Origin of the sequence: Cupriavidus taiwanensis, from assembly GCF_900250115.1 — a bacterium.
Taxonomy (GTDB): domain Bacteria; phylum Pseudomonadota; class Gammaproteobacteria; order Burkholderiales; family Burkholderiaceae; genus Cupriavidus; species Cupriavidus taiwanensis_B.
In genome coordinates this window covers 1,878,285-1,899,502 of record NZ_LT984804.1, presented here as the reverse complement: position 1 = coordinate 1,899,502, position 21,218 = coordinate 1,878,285, and the positions used below count along the sequence as shown (strand labels likewise).

The window sequence follows — 21,218 nt, the reverse complement described above, 5'->3', positions numbered from 1 at the left end:
GCGACCATGGCGGCTATCACGCGGCGTGGCCGATCCGCCGCGCGGCCGCCACATACCGATCGCCAAAGACTGATCGCCACCGACACAGACCACCGCAAGCCAGCGCCATGATCGAACAGACCTTATCGAACAATTTCCACGAAATCCGCGATGCCATCCGGGCGCTGTGCGCGGAGTTCCCCGACGAGTACTTCCGCAAGGTCGATGAACAGCGCGCCTATCCCGAGGCGTTCGTCAATGCGCTGACCGCGGCGGGCTGGCTCGCGGCGCTGATCCCGCAGGAGTACGGCGGCTCCGGGCTGGGCCTGACCGAAGCCTCGGTCATCATGGAAGAAATCAACCGCTGCGGCGGCAATTCCGGCGCATGCCACGGCCAGATGTACAACATGGGCACGCTGCTGCGGCACGGGTCCAAGGCGCAGAAGGAAAAGTACCTGCCGAAGATCGCCTCGGGCGAATGGCGCCTGCAGTCGATGGGCGTGACCGAACCCACCACCGGCACCGACACCACCAAGATCAAGACCTCGGCGGTGCAGAAGGACGGCCGCTATGTCGTCAACGGCCAGAAGGTGTGGATCAGCCGCGTGCAGCACAGCGACTTCATGATCCTGCTGGCACGCACCACGCCGCTGGCCGACGTAAAGAAAAAGAGCGAGGGCATGTCGATCTTCATGGTCGACCTGCACCAGGCGCAGAAGCAGGGCCTGACCGTGCGCCCCATTCCCAACATGGTCAACCACGAGACCAACGAACTGTTCTTCGAGGACCTGGAAATTCCCGAGGAGAACCTGATCGGCGAAGAGGGCAAGGGCTTCAAGTACATCCTCGATGGCCTCAATGCCGAGCGCACGCTGATCGCCGCCGAGTGCATCGGCGACGGCTACTGGTTCATGGACCGCGTGACCAAGTACGTGAAGGAGCGCGAAGTCTTCGGCCGCCCCATCGGCCAGAACCAGGGCGTGCAGTTCCCCATCGCCGAGTCCTTCATCGAGCTGGAGGCGGCCAACCTGATGCGCTGGAAGGCCTGTGAACTGTTCGACAAGCACGAGTCCATGGGCGCGCAGGCCAACATGGCCAAGTACCTCGCCGCCAAGGCCAGCTGGGAGGCCGGCAACGCCTGCCTGCAGTTCCACGGCGGCTTCGGCTTCGCCTGCGAGTACGACGTCGAGCGCAAGTTCCGCGAGACGCGCCTGTACCAGGTGGCGCCGATCTCGACCAACCTGATCTACTCGTTCGTCGCGGAACACGTGCTGGGGCTGCCGCGCTCGTTCTGAGCGGAGTGGCGTACTGGGGGGCAGCGGCCCCTTGCCAACGGCCTGATCGTGGCGATCGGCAAGGTACGCTGCGGCGTTGGCCCCGGGTCCGGGAGCAACGCCGCGGTGCGGACGCCTCAGAAGATGTGCCGAATCCCGGCCATCACGCCGACGCGGGTGGTACTGCTGACATCCGTCACCGGCGTCCCGGCCCAGTACTCCGTCTCCCGCCCGACCGTGCCGCCGCGCGCGAAGGTGGCATCGGCCTCGAGGAACAGGCTGGTGCGCTTTGACAGCGCGTAGTCCGCCACCGCCGATACCGCGTCGGCATTGCCGCTGCCGAGCGCGATGGGCGTGGACTGGAACTGCGTGGTGACGTTGCCGCTCTGCTTGTAGCGGTAGTACGCGCCCGACAGGTGCAGCGCGGGCGTGGCCTGGTAGCCGATGCCGACGAAGGCGATGCCGAAGCGCGCGTCCGGGTTGCGCTCGCTGCGTCCCATATAGCCGACGTAGCCGGTGGCGTTGCCGACGACATAGGACGCGCCGACCGAGTAGTTGTGCAGCGTGTTGTCGCCGGTGCCCGGGCGCTGCTGGTCATAGGCCACGCCGAAGGCGAGCGGCCCCCGCTGGTACATCACGCCGCCGCCGAAGGTCGCCCCGCGCGCGGTGCTGCCCGGCTGCTCGCCGAAGCCGTAGTCGAGCTGGATGCTCACGGGGCCGAGCGTCTTCTTGTAGACCACGCTGTTGTTGATGCGGTAGCCCTGGAAGAAGATGTCGCCGCCGGTGTAGAGCGGATCTGACCAGAAGTTGCCCCAGCCCTGGTCGAGCGGGTCGAAGGCCCAGCCGATGTTGTTCAGCGCGTTGTACTGGCGGCCGAAGGTGAGGGCGCCCCACTCGCCAGAGAGGCCGACATAGGCCTGGCGGCCGAACAGCGCGTTGTAGGCGGTCTTGCCGTCGTCGGTGCCGAAGCCGTTTTCCAGCAGGAACACGGCCTGGTTGCCGCCGCCGAAGTCTTCAGTGCCTTTCAGGCCCCAGCGGCTGCCGCCGATGCCGCTGGACACGAGTTCGGCCAGGTCGTGATGGCGGCCGTCGAGGTTTGACGTGTAGCGCACGGCGGTGCTGACCACGCCGTAGAGCGTCACGTTCGATTGTGCATGCGATGCGCAGGGCAGGGCGACAGGCAGCAGCGCGCCCGCCAGCAGCCAGAGGCTGGCTGGTTTGTTCATGGTGTCTCCTCGGGGGGAAGGCGGCCGGCATCCCGTGCGCCGGCCTTTCTTGTGACTTACAGGTCGAGCACGAGCTTGCCGCCCTTGGCGCGCGACACACAGATCATCATCGTCTTCTGCGCCGCCTTTTCCTGGTCGCTCAGGTACTGGTCGAAGTGGACGGCCTCGCCTTCCAGAATGCGGGTCTCGCAGGTGCCGCACACGCCTTCGCGGCACAGGCACTCGACCGGGACGGTGCTGCCGCGCTCGATGGCCTTCAGGATCGACTCGCCGGCGGCCACCTCAACCGTCTTGCCGGATTTCGCCAGCACCACGGTAAAGGCATCGCCCGCCTGCTCCGGCGCGGCGAACTGTTCCCAATGCACGCGCGACGGATCAAGGCCAACGTCCTGCGCGGCCTGGCGCACGGCGTCGATCAGCGGGGCGGGGCCGCAGACATAGACATGCGCGCCGGCCTCCATGCCGCCCAGCAAGCCGGAGAGGTCGAGCTTCTGCCCCTTGCTGTCGACATAGAAGCTGACACGGCCCCCGGAAGACTCCTGCGTGAGCGCCGCCAGTTCATCGCGGAACGCGCCGTGCTCGTCGGCGCGGAAGGCGTAGTGCAGCTCGTGCGACGCGCCGCGCTTGCGCAGCTCGTGCATCTGCGACATGAATGGCGTGATGCCGATGCCGCCAGCGATCAGCACGTGGTGGTGCGCGCCATGATCCAGCGCGAACAGGTTGTTCGGCGTCGTGATGGTGAGCGCGTCGCCCTCGGCGACCTTGTCGTGCAGGAACGCGGAGCCGCCTTTCGACGTCTCCTCGCGCCGCACGCCGATCTGGTAGCTGCCGAGCGCGTCGGGCGAACTCATCAGCGAGTAGGCGTTGCTGTACTGGCGCTCGCCGTCGCGCATCTGCACGATCACGTGGCTGCCGCCGGTAAAGGCCGGCAGCTCGCTGCCGTCGATCGCTTCCATGGTGAAGCGCTTGATCAGCGGGGTCACGTGCTCGATGCGCGCAACCCGCACCTGGAGGGTCTGGTAGGTATTGCCCATGCTGCTGTCGTCCGGGTGTGGTGCCAGCGCGTTACAGCGCCATGCAGAGGTATTTCATTTCGAGGTAGTCCTCGATGCCGTACTTCGAGCCCTCGCGGCCCAGGCCCGATTGCTTCACGCCGCCAAACGGCGCCACTTCGTTCGAGAACAGGCCGGTGTTGATGCCGACGATGCCGTACTCCAGCTGCTCGGCCACGCGCCAGACGCGGCCGATGTCGCGGCTGAAGAAGTAGGCGGCCAGGCCGTAGATGGTGTCGTTGGCCATGCGCACGACGTCGGCTTCCGAGGTGAAGCGGACGATGGGTGAGACCGGCCCGAAGATCTCCTCGTCCAGCACGCGCATGCCGGGTTTGACGTCCGCCAGCACCGTCGGCGCGAAGAACTGCGCACCGGCCTCATGCACGCCGCCGCCGATGGCGACGCGCGCGCCCTTGCCGATGGCATCCGCGACCAGTTCGCCGACCTTGGCGACCGCCTTCTCCGTGATCAGGGGACCGATCTCGCTGCCGGACGTGAAGCCGTTGCCCACGCGCAGTCCGGCCACCTTCTCCACGTAGCGCTCGACAAACTGCTCGTACACGGCATCGTGGATATAGAGGCGGTTGACGCAGACGCAGGTCTGGCCGGCATTGCGGTACTTGGCCTGGATCGCGCCTTCTACCGCCGCGTCGATGTCGGCGTCTTCAAACACGATGAACGGCGCATTGCCGCCCAGTTCCAGCGACACCTTCTTGACCGTGCCGGCGCACTGCTGCATCAGCAGGCGGCCGACCGGCGTGGAACCCGTGAACGACAGCTTGCGCACCAGCGGATGGCCGGTGAACTGGCTGCCGATGGCCGCCGCGTCGCCGGTGACGATGTTCAGCACGCCCGCCGGGATGCCGGCGCGCAGCGCCAGTTCGGCCAGCGCCAGCGCGCTGAACGGCGTCTCGTTGGCGGGCTTGACCACCATGGTGCAGCCAGCGGCCAGCGCGGGCGCGGCCTTGCGCGCGATCATCGCCGCCGGGAAGTTCCACGGCGTGATGGCGGCGCAGACACCGATCGGCTCGCGCACCACCACCAGGCGCTTGTCGGCGGCCGGGGAGGGGATCACGTCGCCGTAGAGTCGCTTGGCTTCCTCGCCGAACCACTCGATGAACGAGGCGGCGTAGCGGACCTCGCCACGCGCTTCGGCCAGCGGCTTGCCCTGCTCGCGGGTCATGATGGCGGCGAGGTCGTCTTCGTTCTCGATGATGAGGTCGAACCATTTGCGCAGCAGCGCGGCACGCTCCCTGGCGGTGCGGGCTTTCCAGGCGGGCAGGGCGGCATTGGCGGCCTCGATCGCGGCCACGGCGCCGGCCTCGCGCATCAGCGGCACGGTGCCGACCTGCTCGCCGGTGGCGGGGTCGGTCACGGCGACGGTGGCGGCGTCGGGGGCGTCGGTCCATTCGGCGCCGATCAGGGCCTGCTGGCGGAAAAGGGTGATGTCCTTCAGTTGCATGGGTCTGGTCTCCGTTTCGGTGTTGATTCCCCCGCCCGTGCATGGGAGGGGGGTATCGGCGCTCACGCGCCTTCGTATTCCTTCGCCACCTTGCGGTGGAAATGGACGATGCCGTGCTCGCTGATGCCGCTGCGCTGGCGGTCGACCATGATCCGGCCCTGGCCGCGATAGCCGCGCGACTTCAGGCCCTTCTGCACGCTTTCCACCAGGCGCAGGTCTTCCGGGCGAAACACGTCGCGATACCACTCGACCAGCTTCTGCTGGTCCTCGGTCAGTTCCTTGTTCAGGAAGTAGATCTCGTAATGCTGGAGCGTGACTTCGGCGCTGGCCGGGAACTCGTAGATCACCGTCATGAAGTTGGCGCCCGGCGGCACGTTGAACATCGTGCAAGGCCAGGCCCAGAAGCCGCTGAAGCTGGGGTCCTTCACGGAGTCGTCCAGCTTGAAGGACTTTTCCGACGACTTGGCGTGGCCGAACTGCAGCGACCAGTTGCCGTGCAGCGTGTGGGTGTACTTGTCGACCTGCACCGAGTCCGAGAAGCCGGGGTGCGCCGGGCCGCAGTGGTAGCACTCCATGTAGTTGTCGACGATGGATTTCCAGTTGGCCGGCGTCTCGGTGACGAAGCGGGCGCCGAGGTGGAGTTCGTCGATGACCGGGCAGGCGGCGCGCATGCGGGCTTCCAGGCCGGGAAGTTGTTCCTCGACGCTGCCTGCGTCCGGATTCATGTTGATAAAGACGAAGCCGGCGTATTCCTCGACCCTGACCGGGACCAGGCTGGATTTGCTCTTGTCGAAATTGGGAACGTTGTCGCAGTTGCGGGCCAGCGCCAGTTCGCCGTCGAGCTTGAAGGTCCAGGCGTGGTACGGGCAGGTGATGACGTTCTTCGCGCGGCCGCTGCCTTGCAGCAGTTGGTGGCCGCGATGCGGGCAGACGTTGTAGAAGGCGCGCAGCACGCCTTCGCGGTCGCGCAGCACGACGATGCTTTCGCCGATGATCTCGCGGGTCACGTAGTCGTTCGACTCGGCCAGTTCGCTGCTGTGGGCCACGCAGATCCAGCTGTTGGCGAAGATCTTTTCCTTCTCGTATTCGAACACCGCTTCCTTCGTGTAATACGAGGCGGGCAAGGTCCAGGCGTTTTCGTCGTCGGCGCAGAAGCCGGCGGGCAGCTTGACGGCGGCGTTGTCCAGGGTCTTCTCCATGATTCGGTTCCTTTGGTTAATCTGTAGTTAAGCGTTAAATAGTGTTTAACAACAAGGCGGAAGAAAAAGCCCGGGGGCGGGCAAAGTGTGGGCAATGAGCCAGCCAGGGCGGCGGCGACCGCCCTGACCAACAAGCCATCAATGCATCAAACGTTGGCGACGGCGGCCTCGCTGTCGGTGGTCACGGCGCGGCTCTCGCCGTCCGGCCGGGGGTTGGACTGGGCCGCCTCGATCAGGTGTGCCGGCGTGTCGGCGTAGTCCTGCAGCAGCCAGCGGAACAGGCCGAACAGCTTGATGCCGAGGATGACCAGGAACGGGATGGCGGTCAGCACGACGGCTGTCTTCATGGTCTCCAGCGACGCCTTGACGAACAGCATCGCCAGCGGCACCAGCGTCAGCATCACGCACCAGAACACGCGGCTGGTCGGCGACGGGTCCTGCCCTTCCTCCAGGTTGCGGGTGGTGGTGGCGGCCACGGCGTAGGCCACTGCGTCGACGTGGGCGGCGAGGAAGACGATCATGATCGCCAGGTACACGGCCAGGAACACCTTGCCGGCCGGCAGCGCGCTCAGCAGCATTTCGACTGCCGTCTCGCCGCCGTGCTCCTTCAGGATGCGCGGCACGTCGATGGCCCCCGAGATGAACCGGTGCATGCTGTAGCTTTCCAGCGCGCCGAAGAAGAACCAGCATCCGACGCTGCCGCCCAGCAGCAGGGCATAGATGACTTCCTTGACCTTGCGGCCCTTGGACACGCGCGCCACGAACATCGCCACGCCCGGCGAGTACGACACCCACCACAGCCAGTAGAACACCGTCCAGCCGCGGCTGAAGGCACCGTCGCCGGTGGGATCGGTGAACAGGCTCATGTGGACGTAGTTCTGCAGCATCAGGCCCAGGCCATTGACGATGTTGTTGCCGGCGAACAGGGTCGGTCCGATGGCAAACACGACCGCGGCCAGCAGCAGCGCGCCCCAGCAGACCATATGGCTCAGGCGCTGCATGCCGCCGTTGATGCCGATGTAGGCGCTCGCGGAGAACAGCACCGACACGCCGACGATCACGATCAACTGCGTGACGAACGTATCGGGCACGCCGAACAGGCCGGACAGGCCGCGCGTGAAGGTCGACGCGGTCAGCGCGATGGAAACCGTCAGCGCCCCGAACATCGTCAGCAGGAAGATCAGATCCACCAGGCGGCCCACCGGCCCGGTGGCGCGGAAGCCCGTGATGGCCTCGATGATCGACGCCAGGTTCAGCCCCTTGTTCTTGCGCACATGGAAGTGGTACGCCATCGCCAGCGAGGGCAGCGCGTACACCGCCCAGGCGCTCAGGCCCCAGTGAAAGAACGAGTAGCTGATGGAGTGTTCCAGCGCTTCGCGCGTGCCGGTGGGCACGTTCAGTCCGGGCGACTGGTAGTAGTAGACCCACTCCATCACGCCCCAGTACATGGTCGACGACCCCATGCCTGCGCAGATGAACATGAAGACCCACGACAAGGTGGAATACACGGGCTTGCCTTCGCCGAGGCGCACGTTGCCGTACTTGCTGAAGGCCAGCGCCAGGCAGGCGATGACGCAGCCGAAGACGAAGATCTGGACCAGCGAGCCGAAGGAGCGCGTGGACCAGTCGAAGAGCTGGGTGGCGGTGGCGGCCGCTTCGGCGGGCCAGCGGACCATGGCGATGACGGTGACCAGCACGGCGGTGAGCGTGCAGACGGTCAGGAAGCCGTCGCGGCGGGGCGTGGACGTTTTCAAGTGGATCTCCTCCGATGCGTCTTGGCGCATGGTGCTTTGTGGTGGAACTTGTCTACCCGGCGCGGTTGGGGCCGCGTTCTTCTCTTGCTTTGTGTAAACCAGTGGTTTACAGTAACCATTGGTTTACGCAAACTCTATGCAAAATTCCGGGGATGCACAAGCTCCGCGCTGAAAAAAACTACGTGTGTGCCGAATGGGGCTTCTCGCGCCAGGCGGAGCACACGCGCCGCGCGAATTCCGCGTCACGTATGCCCGCGCATCTGGCGTCAGACGGCTTCGGCGATGGCCTTGCCCACGTCGCTGGTGCCCGCCTTGCCGCCGGCATCCGGCGTCAGCGGACCTTCGTGCAGCACGGTCTCGATCGCGGCGAGGATGGCGTCATGCGCCTGGCGTCCGGCTTCACCGCCGAGGAAGTCCAGCATCATCGCGCCCGACCAGATCATGCCGATGGGGTTGGCGATCTGCTTGCCGAAGATGTCCGGCGCCGAGCCGTGCACCGGCTCGAACAACGAAGGGAACTTGCGCTCCGGGTTCAGGTTGGCCGAACCCGCCAGGCCGATGGTGCCGGTACAGGCCGGGCCGAGGTCGGAAAGGAGGTCGCCGAACAGGTTGGAAGCGACCACCACGTCGAAGCGCTCCGGCTGCAGCACGAAGCGTGCGCAAAGGATGTCGATGTGCTGGCTGTCCCATTTGACTTCGGGGAATTGCGCTCCCATCGCGGCGGTGCGCTCGTCCCACCAGGGCATGCTGATGGCAATGCCATTGGACTTGGTGGCCGACGTGAGCTTCTTGCGGGGACGGGATTGCGCCAGTTCGAAGGCGTACTTCAGGATACGGTCAGTGCCGTGGCGGCTGAAGATCGACTGCTGCACCACGATCTCGCGCCCGGTGCCCTCGTACATGCGGCCGCCGACCGGGCTGTACTCGCCCTCGGTGTTCTCGCGAACCACGTAGAAGTCGATGTCGCCAGGCTTCTTGCCGGCCAGCGGGCAGGGCACGCCAGGCAGCAGGCGCACCGGACGCAGGTTGACGTACTGGTCGAACTCGCGGCGGAACTTGAGCAGCGAGCCCCACAGCGAGACGTGGTCGGGCACCTTGTCGGGCCAGCCCACGGCGCCGAAGTAGATGGCGTCGAAGCCGTCGAGTTGCTGCTTCCAGTCGTCCGGCATCATCTTGCCGTGGCGCAGGTAGTAGTCGCAGTTGGCCCATTCGAAGTGGCGCACTTCAATGGGCAGGTTGAACTTGCGCGCGGCGGCTTCGACGACGCGCAGCCCTTCGGGCAAAACTTCGTTGCCGATGCCGTCGCCGGCGATGGCGGCGATCCGGAACGAAGCTGGAGATGGTTTGGTCATGGCGGTGTCTCGCTCGTGTCTGGTGGTCAGGACGCGATCGAGGATGCCGGGAAACCCGGCGCGGATCATCCGCGCAACCGTGGATACAGGAAACACGAATCGTGAATAATCTGCCGCCACTGGAAGACCTGCGGGTGTTCTGCCTGGTTGCCCAGCGCGCCAGCTTCGTCGCCGCCGCAGAAGAACTGGGCAGCTCGCCGGCCTATGTCAGCAAGCGCGTCAAGGCGCTGGAGCAGGCGATGGGCGCGCAACTGCTGCACCGGAGCACGCGCCAGGTGTCGCTGACGGAAAACGGCGAGCGCGTGTGCCGCTGGGCGCGCCACATGCTCGACGAGATCGGCCAGTTGATGGACGACGTCTCGGCTGGCGGCGGCTCGCCGCGCGGGCTGGTGCGGATCGGCAGCAGCGTGGGCTTTGGCAGGCGGCGTGTCGCGCCGCTGATCTCGACGCTGTGCGAGCAGTACCCCGGCCTGGAAATCCGCTTCGATGTGTTCGACAAGCTGGTCGACCTTGCGGCCGAGGGCATCGACCTCGACATCCGCATCGGCAACGACATCGCCCCGCACCTGATCGCCCGCCGGCTGGCGCGCAACTGGCGGGTGCTGTGCGCGGCGCCATCGTATCTCGCGGCGCGCGGCATGCCGCAGACGCTCGACGCGCTGGCGCAGCACGACTGCCTCGTGACCAAGGAGCGCGACCATCCGTTCGGCATCTGGCGCATGACGGGGCCGGAGGGCGACCGCAACGTCAAGGTCGGCGGGCGCCTGTCGTCCAACCACGGCGAGATCGTCGCGGGCTGGGCGCTGGCCGGGCATGGGGTCATGCTGCGCTCGATGTGGGACGTCGAGCCTGACCTCAAGGCCGGCCGCCTGGTGCAGGTGCTGCCCCACTATCGCCAGGACGCCGATATCTGGGCGGTGTATCCTTCGCGCCTTTCCGGCTCCGCACGGCTGCGCGCCTGCGTCGAGTTTTTCATGCGGCATCTCGGCGATGCCACCGGGGAATCCAGCACATGACAGAAAACAGCTTTGCATTCCGCCTCAAGGAACTGCTCGAACACAAGAAGCTCACGCTGCAGGCGGTCGCCAACGCGCTCGAGGTGTCGCGCCCGGCGGTCCACAAATGGACCCGGGGCGGCGAGATCGACTACGAGAAGCTGCGCAAGCTGGCGGCGTTCCTCGGCGTCAACTGGATCTGGCTGCGCTACGGCGAGCAGGCGCGGCAGGAGGCGGAAACCTCGAGCGCGGTGGAAATCCCCATGACCGACATGCGCCGACGCTACACCGCCGAGATCATGGAGAGCGAGGCGCGCATGAAGCTGGCGCAGGAGGGCGCGCGCATCGTCACGTGGGAATGGAACCTGATCACCGACGACGTGACCTACTCGTCCAACGTCGAGGCGGTGTACGGCTGGCGCATCGTCAGCAACGAAAGCTTCTGGAAGCACGTGCATGCCGACGACGTGCCCATGATGAACGCCGCCTACGAGGAATCGCTACAGACCGGCCACGCGCACGAATTCGACTTCCGCCTGTACCAGCCGGACGGCAGCATCCGCTGGATTTCGTCCCGCGCCACGCCGGTGCGGGAACTGGACGGGCGCATCGTCAAGATCGTCGGCATCAGCATGGACAACACCGCGCGCAAGCTCGCCGAGCAGTCGCTGCGCGACCAGCAGGCGCGGTTCCAGGCGGTGTTCGAGTTGACCTCGGAAGGCATCGCCTTGCTGGACGGAGCGCTGCGCTGCGAGTCAGTGAACGCGGCGCTGGCGACGATGGTCGGCTGCGATGCCGGCGCGCTGCTGGGCGAGGGGCTGGCCGGCCGGTTCGCCGACGCCGGCGCGCGCCTGCGCAGGATCACGCCCGCGCGGCCGAAGGCCGAGTTTTCTGCCGAGCTGAAACGGGGCGACGGAAGCGGGCTGGCGGTGACGGTGCGCGCGACGCTGAACCGCAGCGAGGACGGCGCGTCGTACTACGCGCTGGCGCTGCGCCTGGCCTGACAGTGTGTCATGTCGGTACCGCGGGTTGCGGCCCACGGATCAGCAAGCCAATGCGCTCGCGCAGGAACTCGATCAGCGTACGTGTTGCCGGTGAGGGGTAGCGGCTAGGCAATGTCATGATGTATAGCGACTGCGGATCGGCCTGAATGCGAAAGTCTGGCAGTACGGGCTGCAAAGCATGGTAGCTGGCGCAGCGGGATACATAGGCGGGAAGCAGTCCAATCCCCAATCCCTGGGCAACCGCATCAGCAAGAAGCGGAAAGTCGGCTTCAGGTTCATCTGGCGTATGGGTTCCGGCGTCACGCGACAGGTGTACCTTTGCCGGGCGGCAACACTCCCCGCGTCGCTGGCCGTGACAACGGTATGGCGATGTCTTCTCGCGATTACCAAACGGCTCGTGGACGAGAGACAGTGGCCGGTTTGCCGTTTCAATGCTGGAGTGGAGGGCACGGGGATTCAGCGGTGAGAAACCGGGCATTGTTCCCCGCAGCTCGACTCCAGCTTGGGCACGAGAGGCTGATGCGACATCCAATGATCGCGTTGCTCGGATATGTGACCTTCCTGCCTACGTACTTTCACCTAATGCTGCATTGCGACAATCCTTCTGCTACAATCAGGGAAAACCCCATAAGGGTAATCCCGAAAGGAAGGACGCCATGAACACCCAATCCGATACCAAGCTGACCGATCAACTGGAACGCCAACTCATCGAGCGCGAACTCGGTGCGCAAAGCCTGGGCTTCGCCCACGACGTGAAGCGCGCCATCGCCGCCGTGCAGTCGGTGATCGAGCGCCTGCAAAGCCAGGCCCGCAAGGCCAAGGTGGTCTACGCCAACGGCTAAGCGCTGGCACAGCAGTACGGCAGTTGCGGCCCGTCCGGGCTGCGTTAAAGAACCGGCCATACGTGCGCCCGCCCCGGGTGAACGCGGCCGGTTTTGTTTTGCCTCCGCGCTGGAGTGCCTTGTGAGTAACTCTCACAAGGCTTGCCAGCGCTTTTCGTTTTGCCGCGGCTGCGGACAAGGCTATCGTGAATGCCTTTGCCGAACCCCCTCCGCCCCATGTCCCCGCTTGTCCTGCTGTGCCTGCTGATCACCTATGTGGTCTGGGGCACGACCTACCTGGCGATCCGCTTTACGCTCGAGAGTTTTCCGCCGCTGTTCATGATGGGCACGCGCTTCCTGTGCGCGGGCCTGTTGCTGGCCGCGTGGTTGGCCTGGCGCGGTACGCCAATGCCGTCGGCGCGGCAGTTTTGCCATTGCGCGGTGCCGGCGTTGTTTCTGCTGGTGGGCGGCATGGGTCTCACGGCGATTGCGGAGCAGACCATTTCCTCTGGCGCCACCACGGTGATGATCGGGTCGATGCCGATCTTTGCGCTGATCTGGGGCGCGTGCTTCGGCAACCGGCCGAAGTGGTATGAGTATGTGGCGATCGCCATCGGCAGCGCCGGCATCCTGGTGCTGACCGCGGGCGCCGAGTTCCAGGTCAGCACCGGCGGCGTGGTGGCGCTGCTGCTGGCGGTGGCGAGCTGGTCGTTCGGCTCGCAGCTGGCGCGCCGGCTGGACCTGCCGCCCGGGGCGGCGGCGTTTGCCGCCGAGATGGTGATCGGCGGCGCCGTGCTGATGGTGCTGTCGATGCTGCGGCAGGAGCCGTGGCCGTCTTCCGTCGGCGCGCAGGCCGGCTGGGCCTGGGCCTACCTGGTGGTGGCGGGATCGCTGGTGGCGTTCTCCGCTTACATGTACCTGGTCTCGACGGTCAGCCAGACCCTGGCGGCGAGCTATGTCTACGTCAACCCGCCGGTGGCGCTGGCCATGGGCGCATGGCTGGGCGGCGAACAGATCGCGCCGCAGACGCTGGGCGCGGTGGTGCTGATCCTGGCGGCGCTGCTCGTGCTGAGCCTGGGCACGCTGCGCGCGGCGCGGACCCAGGCGGCCTGACGGCGCCGCGCGGGCACGGGCCTCAGCTGCCCGACTGCTCCTGGATCCACAACGACAACCGCACCTTGTAGGCCTGCTGGATATGCCGGCGCGCGATCTGCTCGGCCAGCGTCGGATCGCGCTGTTCCAGCGCTTCCACCAGCGAGATGTGTTCTTCGTACGAACTGCGCGCGCGCCCCGGCACCGCCAGCGTGGTGCGTCCGAGCAGCGCCATGGATTCGTGCAGCGAGCGCAGCGTCTTCAGCAGGTAGCGGTTGTGGGCGCAGCGGTGCAGGGTTTCATGGAACAGCCGGTTGTTCAGCGCGAGCCGGTCGGGATCGTCGGCGATGGCGAGGTCGCGCTCGACGATATCGCGCAGCAGCGAGATCTCGACGTCGGTGGCGTGGCGCGCGGCGAGCGCGGCGGCGGTGCCTTCCAGCACTTCGCGCATCACGTACAGCTCGCTGACCATGCTGGCATCGAGCTGCGTCACCATCATGCCGCGGTTGGGCTCGTTGACGACCAGCCCTTCCGACTCCAGCCGCGACAGCGCTTCCCGCACTGGCGTGCGCGACAACCCCAGCGATTCGGCCAGTTCGACCTCGCGCAGCCGGGTGCCGGGGGAAAGCTGGCCGGCCTGGATGGCGGCGCGCAACTGCTGGTAGGCGCGCTCCGAGCGCGGGAGCGATGCAGCCTGGCCGCTCTCGGCGGCGCCGGCGAACTCTTGAGAAATCATGTGAGGCTGGCGGATGCAGTGGAACTGTCGTAGCCAGCCATCATACCCGCTCGCGCCCGCCCGACATCACGGTGTCGCAATAAGGTGTAAAGGGGCTGGCCCGGTGCCGGCCCCGCCCGGCCGGGCGCGTCAGCCCGCCGGCGACTGGAACGGGTGGTACTGGTACAGCCAGGTTTCCGACAGCGGCTTGCCGTTCAGGCGCAGGAACAGCCGCAGGTCGACCGGCTGGGCCCCCTCGGTAGTCAGGTCGAACTGGGCCCGCCAGTGCCCCGCCACGCCATTGGGCACGGCTTCGGTGAAGACATAGGAAAAGGTGCCGCGCGAAGCGGTCAGCACGGCTTCTGGCTTGACGCCGAAGGGCAGTTTCTCGAGCGGCGCGCCCTTGAACTCGACCATGAACTTGCGCACGCCTTTGGGCCGCGGCTGGCCGGGCTGGCCGCCGTTGCCCAGGCGCGTAGCCACGCAGCGCGCCAGCGGCGACGGGTAGGGCTGGTCGGCGGCCCAGTGCAGCCGGTAGCGCAGGCGATAGGTGTTGCCGGCCTTGGCCGGCGCCCTGGGCACCCACATCGCGACGATGTTGTCGTGGATCTCGTCGTCGGTGCGCAGCTCCACCAGCTGCACCGAGCCGGCGCCCCAGCCATCGCGCGGCTCGACCCAAAGGCTCGGACGGCGCTCGTAGTTGACGCCGTCCTGGTAGTGGTCGAACAGGCGGTCGCGCTGCAGCAGCCCGAAGCCCTTCGGGTTGTCATCGGAGAAGGCCGATGCCGTGGTCTGTGGCGGGTTGTTCAGCGGGCGCCAGATATGCTCGCCGGCGCCGTTCCACAGCGCCAGGCCGTCGGAGTCGTGCACTTCGGGGCGCCAGTCGACAGCGGTGCCCTTGATGCTTTCGGAGAACCAGTACATCGAGGTCAGCGGCGCCAGCCCCAGCCGCGCCACGTCCTTGCGCAGGAACAGCACGCACTCGACATCCATGATCACGGCCTTGGCGCGCTGCATGACGAAGCGGTAGGCGCCGGAGATGCTCGGCCCATCCAGCAGTGCGTAGACCGTGACGGTGTCGCTGTTGCCTTCGGGGGTTTCGAACCAGAAGTGGGTGAAGGCGGGAAATTCTTCCTGCTTGCCCGCTTCGGCCACGTCGATGGCGATGCCGCGCGCGGACAGGCCGTACTGGTACAGCTCGCCGATGGCGCGGAAATAGGAGGCGCCGAGGAAGGCGACCCAGTCGTTCTTGCGCCAGTCGCGGGTTTTCTGGTCGCCCAGGCGGCTTTCCTGGAAGCGGAAGCCGGCAAAGCCGCTGCCCGCCGGCAACTTGTGCGCGGGGCTGTCGGCCGGCATGTCGAAGTAGGCATCGTCATAGACGATCTCGCGGGCCTTGCCGGTGCCGCCCTTGGCGCGCTCGATCACATGCATGCGCACCGGGGTGCGGAAGTAGGTGCCGAGGTGGAAGAACGTGACCGGGAACTGGCCGGGGCCGTTGGCAAAGAGCGCGTCGTCGGTGCGGAAGCGGATCTTGCCGTGGGCGTCGTAGTCGATGCGGGACAACACCTCCGCGGGCGGCGCGGGCGGCGGCGCGTAAGGCTTGCCGGCCAGGGCGCGGGCGCGCTCGATCAGGGCGTCGAAGCCGAACGGCTGGGCCTCGCCTAGCTTGATCCGGCTGGCTGCCAGCACCGATGGGGTAATGCCGAGGGCGGCAAGCGCGGCAGAGGCGGTGGCGGAGACCAGCAGGGTTCGGCGATTCATCATGTGGTGAAAGCGTCCTTTTATTGTCCGGGATTGTGCAGAACTGTAAAGACGCCGGCGCCGCGGAAAAGTTCGGACACCCTCTGTTACAGCAGGTGGCGCCAGCGCCTCATCGCACCTCGCTTGCCTCGCGCCTGGCGCGGCGCTGCCGGCGCCGTTGCCGTGCCAGCATGTTCAGCCCCTCGACCGAGGCCGAGAACGCCATCGCCGTATAGATGTAGCCCTTGGGCACGTGGGTGCCGAGGCCTTCGGCGATCAGCGTCATGCCGATCATCATCAGGAAGGCCAGCGCCAGCATCACGATGGTCGGGTTGCGGTTGATGAAGTTGGCCAGCGGCGTGGCCGCGAACAGCATCGCCATCACCGCCGCGATCACGGCCACGAACATGATCTGCACGTGTTCGGTCATGCCGACCGCGGTGATGATGCTGTCGATCGAAAACACCAGGTCCAGCACCAAGATCTGGCCGATGGCCGCGGCAAAGCTGTGCACCGCCTTGGCCGTGCCGCCTTCCTCGCCCTCCTCGGCGGCGGTGACGTGGTGATGGATTTCGCGCGTGGCCTTCCACACCAGGAAGCCGCCGCCCGCGATCAGGATCAGGTCGCGCCACGACAGGCCATGGCCCAGCACGGTGAAGAGCGGCTGGGTCAGCGTGACGATGAAGGCGATGGTCGCCAGCAGGCCGAGGCGCAGCAGCAGCGCCAGGCTGATGCCAATCTTGCGGGCCTTCTCCCGCATCTCCGCGGGCAGCTTGTTGGTCAGGATCGAGATGAAGATCAGGTTGTCGATCCCCAGCACGATTTCCATCGCCACCAGCGTGGCCAGCGCCGCCCAGGCGGCGGGATCCTGCAGCAATGCCAACGTCGCTTCCATGAAGGCTCCGCATTGATTGGAGGGTGCGGCGGTGACCCGCCCGAGGCGCATGCAGGCTTCATGTTAGCGCAGCGCCGCTTGCCCGCGCGCGGAACGAAAAAAGAATGCGGGTTGCCATGCGACTTTATGGAATATAGTATGTGATATATCAAAAGATTCAATCGAGCCATCAAGGAGGCAGCACTATGAAAGTCTGTATCTACGGCGCCGGTGCCATCGGCGGCTATGTCGGGGCGCAACTGGCGCGGGCGGGGGCCGAGGTCAGTTTCGTCGCGCGCGGACCCCATCTCGCGGCGATGCAGGAGCACGGCGTCAAGCTGCTGATCGATGGCGAGGAGCGGGTGGCGAAGGTGCGCTGCACCAGCGATCCGCGGGAACTCGGTCACCAGGACTATGTGTTCATCACCCTCAAGGCGCATTCGGTTCCCGGGGTGGTGGACCAGATGCAGCCGCTGCTGGGACCCGACACCGCGATCGTAACCGGCGTCAACGGCATTCCTTACTGGTACTTCTACAAGCACGGCGGCGAGCTGGCCGGCCAGACGCTGGAAAGCGTCGATCCGGGCGGGCGCCAGTGGCAACGCCTGGGGCCGGAGCGGGCGATCGGCTGCGTGGTCTATCCGGCCGCCGAGATCGTCGCGCCGGGCGTGATCAAGCATGTCTACGGCAAGAAGTTTCCGCTGGGCGAGCCGGACGGCAGCCGCTCCGCGCGCGTGACCGCGCTCAGCGAGATGATGATGGCCGCCGACCTCGACGCGCCGGTGCGCGACAACATCCGCGACGAGATCTGGCTCAAGCTGTGGGGCAACCTGTGCTTCAACCCGATCAGCGCGCTGACCCACGCCACGCTCGACGTCATTACTGCAGACCCCGCCACGCGCGCGCTGTCGCGCCAGATGATGGTGGAGGCGCAGGGCATCGCCGAGCGTTTCGGGGTGAAATTCCGGGTCGACGTGGAGCGGCGCATCGACGGCGCCGGCGCCGTGGGCGCGCACAAGACCTCGATGCTGCAGGACCTGGAGGCAGGGCGGGCCATGGAGATCGACCCGCTGTTGACGGTGGTGCAGGAAATGGGGCGGCTGGTGGGCGAGCCAACGCCGATGTGCGATGCCGTGCTCGGGCTGATCAAGCAGCGCGACGCGATGGCGAAGCTTGCCGCCTGAGTGGAACCGGGGGACGCGGGTCGGGCGTTCTCCCAGGCGCGAGCCTGGCACGCGCCGGTGAGGCGTGCCCGGCTCGCGAAACCGGAAGGCAGGGCGATTGTGATATACCATATACGACAGGCCGCGCACCGCTTTTGTGCCGATGCATGTGGACCGCGCATCGTTTGATGCGTTTTCATAATGGGTCAGGCGTTTTTGCTAAGCTGTGCAGCAATGCGGAGAGCGCCATTCCGGCCGCCCGGCCGCCGGTCTCACACGAGCACATCCATGTCTGCGCAAAGCCAATCCATCGTCCAGCCCAACGGGCTGTCACTGTCGGTACAACCAATCAACGCCGGCGCCAGCCTGCGCGACCAGGCCTACGCCATGCTGCGCCAGGCCATCGCCGACGCCGACATCTACCAGTCGCGCGACGAGATCCGGCTGGATGAGCGGGTGCTGAGCGAGGCCATGGGCGTCAGCCGCACGCCGATCCGCGAGGCCATGACGCTGCTGGAGCAGGAAGGCTTCCTGCGCACCGTGCCGCGGCGCGGCATCTACATCATGCGCAAGACCAAGCGCGAGATCGTCGAGATGATCCAGATGTGGGCCGCGCTCGAAAGCATGGCGGCCCGGCTGGCCACCGAGAATGCCAGCGATGCCGAGATCGCGCAGCTGCGCCGCATGTTCGACAGCTTCCGCGACTCGACTCCGGCCGAGCACATCGAAGAGTATTCCGACGCCAATATCGCGTTCCACCAGGCGATCGTGAAGCTGTCGAAGTCGCAGATCATCATGGACACGATCCGCAACATCTTTATCCACGTGCGCGCGATCCGGAAGATGACCATTTCGCAGAGTGATCGCGCGGCACGGTCCATCGTGGACCACCTGCGCATCATCGAGGCGCTGGAGAAGCGGGACACCGAACTGGCGGAGCGGCTGGTGCGGCAGCATTCACTCGATCTCGCCCACTACGTCGAGAAGCACTGCGATTTCCTGGACTGATGCGGGTACAGCCAGGCGGATAAAGCGGCGGACTTCGGTCCGCCGCTTTGCTTTTGGGCCTGGCCGGCAGGCGCGGTGCATTTCGCTAAATGGTGTGTGATATATCAATGTGAAAAGCGCCGGGGCGTTTATGCCAGCCCAGCGCTGAAAAAGCCCGTTCTTATACTTTAAACCGCTAGATCGGCGCCGGCTGCTGCGCCGCATCGTCGATATTTGCACCGGAAGCGCCAAACTCCTCTTGCTCTCTTCTGATATATCACATACCGTATGTCATCAGAGACTACAAATAGCGGAAGAGGAGACCCTTCGCAATGGAAACCAAAGCCCTGCAAGGTGTGCGCATCCTGGACATGACCCATGTCCAGGCCGGCCCGTCGGCAACGCAGTTGATGGCGTGGCTGGGCGCGGACGTGATCAAGGTGGAGATGCCGGGACGCGGCGACATCACGCGCAGCCAGCTGCGCGACGTGCCGAACGCCGACAGCCTGTACTTCACCATGCTCAACTCGAACAAGCGCAGCCTGACGCTGAACATGAAGACGCCCGAAGGCAAGGCGCTGCTCGAAGACCTGATCCAGCGCAGCGACGTGCTGATCGAGAACTTCGGCCCCGGCGTGCTGGCGCGCGCCGGCTTCGACTGGGACCACCTGCAGGACCTGAACCCGCGCCTGGTCTATGCCTCGATCAAGGGCTTCGGCCCGGGCCCGTACGCGGACTGCAAGGCCTACGAGAACGTGGCGCAGTGCATGGGCGGCTCGGCTTCGACCACCGGCGACGCCGACGGCGTGCCCACGGTAACCGGCGCGCAGATCGGCGATTCCGGCACCGGTGTGCATGCCGTGGTCGGCATCCTGGCCGCGCTGCTGCATCGCGAGCACAGCGGTCGCGGCCAGCGCGTGGAAGTGGCGATGCAGGATGCGGTGCTGAACCTGTGCCGGGTCAAGCTGCGCGACCAGCAGCGCCTGGCCAACGGGCCGCTGCGCGAATATCCCAACGAGGAATTCGGCGACCACGTGCCGCGCGCGGGCAACGCCTCGGGCGGTGGGCAGCCGGGCGCGGCGCTGCGCTGCGCGCCGGGCGGTCCCAACGACTATGTCTACGTCATCATCCAGCCGCAGGGCTGGGAGCCGCTGATGCGCCTGTGCGGGCGCGAGGACCTGATCACCAACCCGGACTACGCCACGCCGGAAGCGCGCCTCAAGCACCTGGCCGACTGCTTCGCCGTGATCGAGAAATGGACGCGCGGCGTCAGCAAGTTCGAGGTGATGGCGGCCCTGAACGAGGTCGATGTGCCGTGCGGCCCGATCCTGTCGATGAAGGACCTGATCGAGGACGAGTCGCTGTACCAGCGCGGCTACCTCGTGGAGCTGGAGCACCCGCAGCGCGGCAACTATGTGCAGCTGGGCTGCCCGATCACGCTGTCGGCCTCGCCGGTGCAGGTGGAACGCTCGCCGCTGCTGGGCGAGCACACCGAGGAGATCCTCGAGTGGCTGGGCCGCACGCCCGCGCAGATCGCCGCGATGAAGCTGGCCGGCGCGGTATGAGGCCGGCCTGATGCGATCGCGCTCGTCATTCCCGCCCGCGCGGGCATGACGAGCGCGGCGCGCGCCATCCTGCCTTCCTTCCTTTCCAAGATCCCTGCAACCGACATCTGCGCAGGCGGGCCTTCCTTTGCCTGCGCAAGGAGCATGCTGTGCAAACCTGGATTCGTTTTCGCCGCGCCGACGGCAGCATCGGCCATGGCCGCATCGATCAGGACGACCCCAGTCGCGTCGTCGATTATGACCGCGACGGCTTCGACAATCCGTGCCCCACCGGCGCCGTGCATGACCGTGCCGCGCTGACCCTGCTCGCGCCATGCGTGCCGGGCAAGGTGGTGGCGCTGTGGAACAACTTCCATGCGCTCGCACGCAAGCTGGAGAAGCCGGTGCCGACGCACCCGCTGTTCCTGATCAAGCCGGCGTCGTCGCTGGCCGGTCCCAACGACGCCGTGCAGCGCCCCAAGAGCTACGACGGCAAGATCGTCTACGAGGGCGAACTGGGCATCGTCATCGGCAGGAAGGCGCGCAACGTGACGGTGGCGGAGGCCGGCGCCCATATCTTCGGCTACACCATCGTCAACGACGTGACCGCGGCCGAGCTGATCACGGCCGATCCCAATTTCCCGCAATGGACCCGGGCCAAGGGCTTCGACACCTTCGGCTGCATCGGCCCGGCCATCGTCACTGGCTTTCAGTGGAAAGCCGCCAGCGTGGTCACGCGGCTGGACGGGGTGGAGCGGCAGAACTACCCGCTCTCGGACATGATCTTCTCGCCCGAGGAGCAGGTCAGCCGGATCTCGCAGGACCTGACGCTGATGCCGGGCGACGTGATTGCGGTGGGCACCTCGCTGGGCGTGGGCTCGATGAAGGACGGCGCCGTGGTCGAGGTGTCGATCGCCGGCATCGGCTCGCTGGTCAACCACGTGCGCGGCTGAGCCGGGCGCCAGATCCCTTTCCTGAAACGGTG

The 21,218-nt window shown here is 66.2% G+C and carries 19 protein-coding genes; 9 read left to right on the top strand and 10 right to left on the bottom strand.

Translation table 11 applies throughout. The features are described 5' to 3' along the window. The first annotated feature begins 107 nt into the window (after window positions 1–107). A complete protein-coding gene (locus CBM2586_RS25275) occupies window positions 108–1,274 on the top strand; it encodes an acyl-CoA dehydrogenase family protein (RefSeq protein ID WP_115691477.1) in 1,167 nt (388 codons plus the stop codon). 116 nt (window positions 1,275–1,390) lie between these two features. Here CBM2586_RS25275 and CBM2586_RS25270 read toward each other — a convergent pair whose 3' ends face one another. The 6 genes from CBM2586_RS25270 to CBM2586_RS25245 form a co-directional block, all read right to left on the bottom strand. Further along, a complete protein-coding gene (locus CBM2586_RS25270; protein ID WP_115690522.1) occupies window positions 1,391–2,479 on the bottom strand; it encodes a porin in 1,089 nt (362 codons plus the stop codon). Between the two features lie 56 nt (window positions 2,480–2,535). Then, window positions 2,536–3,513: a PDR/VanB family oxidoreductase gene (locus CBM2586_RS25265; RefSeq protein WP_115664021.1), complete on the bottom strand. Its 978-nt coding sequence runs from the start codon at window positions 3,511–3,513 to the stop codon at window positions 2,536–2,538. A gap of 31 nt (window positions 3,514–3,544) precedes the next feature. Continuing rightward, window positions 3,545–4,993 carry an NAD-dependent succinate-semialdehyde dehydrogenase gene (locus tag CBM2586_RS25260; protein ID WP_115690520.1) on the bottom strand — a complete coding sequence of 483 codons (1,449 nt, stop codon included), beginning with the start codon at window positions 4,991–4,993 and terminating at the stop codon, window positions 3,545–3,547. Between the two features lie 62 nt (window positions 4,994–5,055). After that, window positions 5,056–6,192 carry an aromatic ring-hydroxylating oxygenase subunit alpha gene (locus CBM2586_RS25255; RefSeq protein ID WP_115690518.1) on the bottom strand — a complete coding sequence of 379 codons (1,137 nt, stop codon included), beginning with the start codon at window positions 6,190–6,192 and terminating at the stop codon, window positions 5,056–5,058. A gap of 146 nt (window positions 6,193–6,338) precedes the next feature. Continuing rightward, the gene (locus CBM2586_RS25250) at window positions 6,339–7,946 is read right to left on the bottom strand and encodes a BCCT family transporter (RefSeq protein WP_115690512.1); all 1,608 of its coding nucleotides are present in this window, start codon (window positions 7,944–7,946) and stop codon (window positions 6,339–6,341) included. Between the two features lie 266 nt (window positions 7,947–8,212). After that, complete coding sequence (locus CBM2586_RS25245; RefSeq protein WP_115691475.1) at window positions 8,213–9,298, bottom strand: tartrate dehydrogenase; 1,086 nt, start codon at window positions 9,296–9,298, stop codon at window positions 8,213–8,215. A 101-nt stretch (window positions 9,299–9,399) separates the two neighbouring features. Between CBM2586_RS25245 and CBM2586_RS25240 the strand changes: the two genes are divergently transcribed. Together CBM2586_RS25240 and CBM2586_RS25235 are read left to right on the top strand one after the other, a co-directional pair. Further along, complete coding sequence (locus tag CBM2586_RS25240) at window positions 9,400–10,314, top strand: LysR substrate-binding domain-containing protein (protein ID WP_115664024.1); 915 nt, start codon at window positions 9,400–9,402, stop codon at window positions 10,312–10,314. Continuing rightward, window positions 10,311–11,297 carry a PAS domain-containing protein gene (locus tag CBM2586_RS25235; RefSeq protein WP_115690510.1) on the top strand — a complete coding sequence of 329 codons (987 nt, stop codon included), beginning with the start codon at window positions 10,311–10,313 and terminating at the stop codon, window positions 11,295–11,297. The genes CBM2586_RS25240 and CBM2586_RS25235 overlap by 4 nt, the downstream gene beginning before the upstream one ends. A 7-nt stretch (window positions 11,298–11,304) precedes the next feature. On the opposite strand, the gene CBM2586_RS32695 is transcribed toward CBM2586_RS25235, so the two are convergent. Further along, window positions 11,305–11,775 (bottom strand): LysR substrate-binding domain-containing protein, encoded by a 471-nt coding sequence (locus CBM2586_RS32695; protein ID WP_115690508.1) that lies wholly within the window; start codon window positions 11,773–11,775, stop codon window positions 11,305–11,307. Window positions 11,776–11,953: 178 nt separating this feature from the next. Here CBM2586_RS32695 and CBM2586_RS25225 point away from each other — a divergent pair, with 178 nt between their 5' ends. Then, the gene (locus CBM2586_RS25225) at window positions 11,954–12,139 is read left to right on the top strand and encodes a hypothetical protein (RefSeq protein WP_115664027.1); all 186 of its coding nucleotides are present in this window, start codon (window positions 11,954–11,956) and stop codon (window positions 12,137–12,139) included. Window positions 12,140–12,355: 216 nt separating this feature from the next. Then, complete coding sequence (yedA, locus tag CBM2586_RS25220; protein ID WP_115690506.1) at window positions 12,356–13,231, top strand: drug/metabolite exporter YedA; 876 nt, start codon at window positions 12,356–12,358, stop codon at window positions 13,229–13,231. 22 nt (window positions 13,232–13,253) lie between these two features. On the opposite strand, the gene CBM2586_RS25215 is transcribed toward yedA, so the two are convergent. From CBM2586_RS25215 to CBM2586_RS25205, 3 genes are all read right to left on the bottom strand, one after another. Continuing rightward, on the bottom strand, window positions 13,254–13,946 hold the full coding sequence (locus tag CBM2586_RS25215; RefSeq protein ID WP_062802880.1) for a GntR family transcriptional regulator: 693 nt from the start codon (window positions 13,944–13,946) through the stop codon (window positions 13,254–13,256). Between the two features lie 129 nt (window positions 13,947–14,075). Then, window positions 14,076–15,689, bottom strand: coding sequence for a glucan biosynthesis protein (locus CBM2586_RS25210; protein WP_115664029.1), 1,614 nt, complete (start codon window positions 15,687–15,689; stop codon window positions 14,076–14,078). 106 nt (window positions 15,690–15,795) lie between these two features. Then, the gene (locus tag CBM2586_RS25205) at window positions 15,796–16,560 is read right to left on the bottom strand and encodes a TerC family protein (protein ID WP_115664030.1); all 765 of its coding nucleotides are present in this window, start codon (window positions 16,558–16,560) and stop codon (window positions 15,796–15,798) included. A gap of 185 nt (window positions 16,561–16,745) precedes the next feature. Here CBM2586_RS25205 and CBM2586_RS25200 point away from each other — a divergent pair, with 185 nt between their 5' ends. The 4 genes from CBM2586_RS25200 to CBM2586_RS25185 all read left to right on the top strand — a co-directional run bounded on the left by CBM2586_RS25200 (window position 16,746) and on the right by CBM2586_RS25185 (window position 21,186). After that, entirely contained in the window at window positions 16,746–17,723 is a 978-nt protein-coding gene (locus CBM2586_RS25200) for a 2-dehydropantoate 2-reductase (protein ID WP_115690504.1), read from the top strand. A 267-nt stretch (window positions 17,724–17,990) separates the two neighbouring features. After that, window positions 17,991–18,710, top strand: a complete 720-nt coding sequence (locus CBM2586_RS25195; protein WP_115690502.1) for a GntR family transcriptional regulator — start codon at window positions 17,991–17,993, stop codon at window positions 18,708–18,710. Window positions 18,711–19,021: 311 nt separating this feature from the next. Next, the gene (gene frc, locus CBM2586_RS25190) at window positions 19,022–20,254 is read left to right on the top strand and encodes a formyl-CoA transferase (RefSeq protein ID WP_115664033.1); all 1,233 of its coding nucleotides are present in this window, start codon (window positions 19,022–19,024) and stop codon (window positions 20,252–20,254) included. Window positions 20,255–20,403: 149 nt separating this feature from the next. Continuing rightward, entirely contained in the window at window positions 20,404–21,186 is a 783-nt protein-coding gene (locus CBM2586_RS25185) for a fumarylacetoacetate hydrolase family protein (RefSeq protein WP_115690500.1), read from the top strand. Window positions 21,187–21,218 lie beyond the last annotated feature (32 nt).